Below are 5196 nucleotides of genomic sequence, written 5' to 3'. Positions count from 1 at the left end.
TTTGTATAAGTCTGGAAGCTTTCACCTGGTGTGTCAGAGAAACAAGAAAGGTTGATACAGTCGTTCCAGTCTGCGCGCATTGCAAGTGGAAGTCCGTGAGGTCCCAGGTTGTTTACAATGTGGTAGAAGCTTACTGTAAGGTGATCAAGCATTGATTTTGCTTTTGACTCATCATTATCGTAAGGAACTTTTGCATCGAGAATTGACCAGTCGCCGGTTTCCTTAATATAAGCTGATACAGAAAGAATCATCCAGAGTGGGTCATCAGAGAAGTCTCCACCAATGTCTGCGTTTCCTTTCTTTGTAAGTGGCTGGTACTGATGGTAACATCCGCCGTCTTCAAGCTGAGTAGAAGCAATGTCGATAAGTCTTTCGCGAGCACGGTCTGGAATCTGGTGAACGAAACCAAGAATATCCTGATTTGAATCGCGGAATCCCATACCACGTCCGATACCGCTTTCAAAGTAGCTTGCCGAGCGAGACAGGTTGAATGTAACCATACACTGATACTGGTTCCAGATGTTTACCATGCGGTTTACCTTGTCTTCTGGTGTGTTTACATTCAAAATACCAAGAAGCTTGTCCCAGTAAGCGCGGAGCTCTTTCATACCATCGGCAAACTTTTCTGGTGAGTTGTATTTTTCAATCATAGCAAGGGCTTTTTCCTTGTTGATTGTTTTTCCGTCAGCTTCGAATTTCTTTTCAACTGGCATTTCAACATAACCAAGTACGAATACTAAAGTTTTTGATTCTCCTGCTTTCAAAGTAATTTCTTTGTAGTGAGAAGCGATTGGTGACCATCCGTCTGCAAGTGAATTGCCACATTTTCCGTCCAAAACCTGCTGTGGGTTGTGGAAACCATTGTACAAGCCAATGAATGTGTCGCGGTCTGTGTCGTATCCATCAATCTTATCGTTTACAGAATAGAAAGCGTAGTGATTGCGGCGGTCACGATATTCTGTTTTGTGGTAGATAACTGAATCTTTGATTTCTACACGACCAGTAGAGAAGTTTCTCTGGAAGTTTGTGCAGTCGTCCTGAGCATCCCAAAGACACCATTCTGCAAATGACCAGAACTTGAATGTTTTTGTAGATTTGCCTTCGTTTGTGAGTACAACCTGCTGAACTTCACCATCATAGTCCTGAGGAACAAAGAAAGTTACTTCAGCCTTCAAATCATTTTTCTTACCAGTAATGATTGTGTAGCCCATTCCGTGGCGGCATTCATAGCTATCAAGTTCAGTTTTTACAGGAGACCAGCCAGGATTCCAGATTGTTCCATTATCATTGATGTAAAAATAACGGCCGCCCATATCGATAGGAACATTGTTGTAGCGGTAGCGTGTAATGCGGCGGAGGCGAGCATCTTTGTAGAATGAGTATCCTCCGGCAGTGTTAGAAATTAATGAGAAAAAACCCTGTGTTCCGAGATAGTTAATCCATGGATATGGAGTGCGAGGTGTTTCAATAACATACTCTCGTTTGGCATCATCAAAATGTCCGAATTTCATTAAGAAATCTCCTATTTATGGTATGATTAAACGTTTTACGAAAACGTTGTAGTAATTATCAAGAGTATACAACAACACAAATGATTTTGCAATATCTCTATAAAATGTTTACTGTATCGCCTTTAAGAATTCGCCCAGAAACAAGTTCGCACTTAGGCGCGTAGTTTTCTCCCTGTTCAATGTTGGCAATCAGGTTTTCAGCAATTGTGGCACCTATTTTCTTTCCGTTCTGTTCGTAGGTGGTGAGTGGTGGAATCATCATAGAAGTAAGCATAATTCCATCGTATCCTACTATACTAATGTCTTGACCTGGATGTAAGCCTCTTGCATTTAGCTCGCGTATACCACCCAGTGCAGAGTAGTCATCAGGATAGAAAATACAGGTTGGCGCGTCTGGAAGTGATAGCAGAATATTTGTTGCTTCGGCACTTGTAAAGGGGTCGTTGTAGAGAGCTTCTGCAAAATAATCTTCTGGAATTGTTATTCCGTGAGCCTGGCAGGCTTTTTTAAATGATTCAATACGTTCCTGAGTTACAAGTGTATTTTCACCATGAATAAATGCTATTTTTTTGTGTCCTTTAGAAATTACATATTCGGTCAGTTCAGAAATTCCCACTTCGTTGTTGCTCATTACCGCTGTGTGATTTTTATCATAGAAAAAATCAAGGGAAACTGTAGGAATTTCACTCTTAATGAGTTTTTTAATTTCTGCTGAATTAAAATCGCATGAAAGAATTGCAACACCGTCAAAACCCCGGCCCTTCATGTGATTGTAATAGTCATAACCTTTTACCGGCTTTGTGCTTGTCAGTGTGATTTCGTAACCTTTTGCCTGGGCAACAGATTGGAGCCCGCTTAAAATGGTTGCAAAGTACTGGTGCTGGAAACCAGCTCCTGTTTTATCTTCAAAAATCACACCAATATCAAAGGTTCTTTTTGTTCTGAGAGTTCTGGCTGCAAGGTTAGGGTGATAGCCCATTTTTTTAGCCATATTCTGTACAAGCTTTTGAGTTTCTATACTTATTTCTGAATCGCCCTTTAATGCCTTACTTACTGTTGAAAATGAAACATTACATTCTTTTGCTATATCTTTTAGTGTGACCATGGTCTTATGATAACCCTATATCCAGATTTACGCAAACGTTTTCGTAAAAATATAATAGATAATATGAAAATTATTACTTTTATTGCTTTATTTTCTCTGTTATAATAGTTGTCACTATCATTTTGATACCTTACCTGGAGGATTGTATGAAGAAAACTCAGTCTGTAGCCTTTCGTGTAATTGGTTCCTTTGTTATTGGAATGATTATTTTTGCTATAGCATTATTTATGGTGATTGATACCAGACTTGAATCTGGTGTTGTGAACTATATGGAAGAAACTCTTGTTAATGAATCAAAGGGTGTAACTTTGATTATTGATGAGATGGGAGCTAACCTGAAAAATGCAGCTGGCTGGATGGCTGAAATTTTTTCGAAAGGTTATGAAGAAAACGGATTTAAGCCTGTTTATGTAAATGAAGTTTGTCATCAGACTATTGAATATTATAATACTGAAAATGCCGCAATTTTTGATGCCCAGGGAAAAAAGAAGACAACCACAAGTCTTGGTTCTGTAGATGCAGCTACTTATGTTTCTAAGGCTTTAAAAGGTGAAGAAACTTTTGATATTTATAAAGAAAACAAGGAAATCTTCGGAATCTGTGCAAAACCAATAAAAGTAAATGGTCAGATTGTGGGAGTTGCAGTTACAAAGCAGCAGATTTCTGGTGATGCTTTAATTAAACGTGTTACAAATATGTATAATATCGAGGCAACTTATTTTTCTGGAAATAAGCGAATTTATACTTCTTTGACGGGTATGAAGGGAACTGATATTAAAGATTCTTCTATTATTAATAGGGTAATGCAGGGTGAGGATGTTGTTTTAATCACCACTATTAATGGTACCCGCTATATTGCTGTTTACTTCCCAATTAAAGATCAGAAAGGAAATGCGCTTACTGCCTTCTTCCTTGGAGAAAGGCTTTCTGTTGTAACTGATATTGCTACTGGAATCTTCCTTCCTCTTATCAGTATTACAATTGTGCTTACTGTGGTCTTATTGCTTGTAATGATTCTTCTTGTTTACAGACTCATTATTAAGAAACTGAACTTTGTCCGCGATTCTATGGAAAATCTTGCTTCTGGAGATGCTGATTTAACTACACGTATCCCTGTAAAAGGTACCGATGAGTTTGCGGAACTTAGCAGTCATGTAAATGTATTTATTGGAATTCTTCAGGAAATTGTAAAAAAACTTGCCGAAGCCCAGAATTCTCTTGGTGAAATTGGCATGAAGCTTGGAAATAATGCGCAGGAAACTGCAAGTGCCACAACAGAAATTATGGCTAACATTGATAGTGTTCGTCGTCAGTCTGAAAGTCAGGCTGAAGCTGTTGCAGATACTTCTGATGTACTTACAAAGTCGGCAATCAGCGTGCAGGAACTGGTAGATCTTATTAATAATCAGGTTGCCGGAATAACAGAGTCTTCTGCAGCTATTGAGCAGATGCTCAGTAATATCAATTCTGTAACAAATTCTGTAAAGAAGATGGCTGATAATATTCAGGTGCTCGATACAAATGTAACTGAAAGTAGTACAAAGATTGATAACGTAACTGCAAAGGTAACAGAAATGTCTGAGCAGTCTAAGATGCTGCTTCAGGCAAACAATATGATTGCCCAGGTTGCTTCTCAGACAAACCTTCTTGCTATGAATGCTGCAATTGAAGCGGCTCATGCTGGCGAAGCCGGCAGGGGCTTCAGCGTTGTTGCAGATGAAATTCGTAAGCTTGCAGAAACCACATCTAATCAGTCTAAGCAGATTAATACAGAGTTGAAGGGTATTTCTGCTTCTATTCAGGAAGTTGTTGGCCTTTCAAAAGACTCTCAAAATTCATTTGAGTCGATTGTAACTCAATTGAATTCTACAGATACAATTATGAGGCAGATTGATAATGCCATGACAGAACAGAGTCAGGCTTCTAACCAGATTTTGCTTGCTTTGAATGATATGAAGAATCAGTCTAGCACTGTAAATGAAAAGTCTGGCGAACTTAAGCAGGGTATTGAAAATGTCCAGAATGATATGGCACAGGTTGCTCAGATTTCACAGACTATTCTTGGCAGTATGGATGAGATGACTGCCGGTTCTCAGGAAATCAGCGCTTCTACACAGAGCGTTTCTGGTCTTGCAAGTCAGACAAAAGAAAATATTGATATTATGTCTTCTCTGCTCAGTCAGTTTAAGGCTTAGGCTGTTATTTTATATATTTTTGATGCAGACTTGTTACCAGGTTGTAAATAATCGCAATATCTTTTTGTGAAAACTTGGTTAACATGTTTGCAATATTCTGTATTTCTTCCAATTCTTTTGGAATCTTAATTTCTATGGGGGTATGTTTCTTAGGAACTATGCTCCCTTCTGTTAACTCTTCCATTGTAATATCAAGCGTCTGAGCCAGTTTAAAGGCATTTTCTATATTTGGAAGAGAACCATTTGTCTTTAAATAACTGTTTATTGTATCTATTTTAATTCCTGTTTTTGCCGAAAGTTCCTTCGTCTGTATCCCGCGACTTTCCATGTAGTATTTTAGATTTTCATTAAACTTCATTAGTAAAAAAATACTAATAATAGAATC

4 protein-coding genes are annotated in these 5196 nt (G+C 38.4%); 1 reads left to right on the top strand and 3 read right to left on the bottom strand.

Features of this window, described 5'->3' with window-relative positions:
* On the bottom strand, positions 1-1511 hold a 1511-nt coding region (locus K6D58_RS09645; protein WP_486389761.1), incomplete at its 3' end, for a GH36-type glycosyl hydrolase domain-containing protein.
* A gap of 97 nt (positions 1512-1608) precedes the next feature.
* Positions 1609-2616 (bottom strand): LacI family DNA-binding transcriptional regulator, encoded by a 1008-nt coding sequence (locus K6D58_RS09640; RefSeq protein WP_296830146.1) that lies wholly within the window; start codon positions 2614-2616, stop codon positions 1609-1611.
* A 146-nt stretch (positions 2617-2762) separates the two neighbouring features.
* Between K6D58_RS09640 and K6D58_RS09635 the strand changes: the two genes are divergently transcribed.
* Positions 2763-4811 carry a methyl-accepting chemotaxis protein gene (locus tag K6D58_RS09635; protein ID WP_296830144.1) on the top strand — a complete coding sequence of 683 codons (2049 nt, stop codon included), beginning with the start codon at positions 2763-2765 and terminating at the stop codon, positions 4809-4811.
* A gap of 4 nt (positions 4812-4815) precedes the next feature.
* On the opposite strand, the gene K6D58_RS09630 is transcribed toward K6D58_RS09635, so the two are convergent.
* On the bottom strand, positions 4816-5196 hold a 381-nt coding region (locus K6D58_RS09630), incomplete at its 5' end, for a helix-turn-helix domain-containing protein (RefSeq protein WP_296830142.1).

This window comes from Treponema sp., assembly GCF_024696245.1.
Lineage (GTDB): Bacteria > Spirochaetota > Spirochaetia > Treponematales > Treponemataceae > Treponema_D.
The sequence above is the reverse complement of the archived record's forward strand: the minus strand, read 5'-3'. Positions and strand labels throughout refer to the sequence as shown.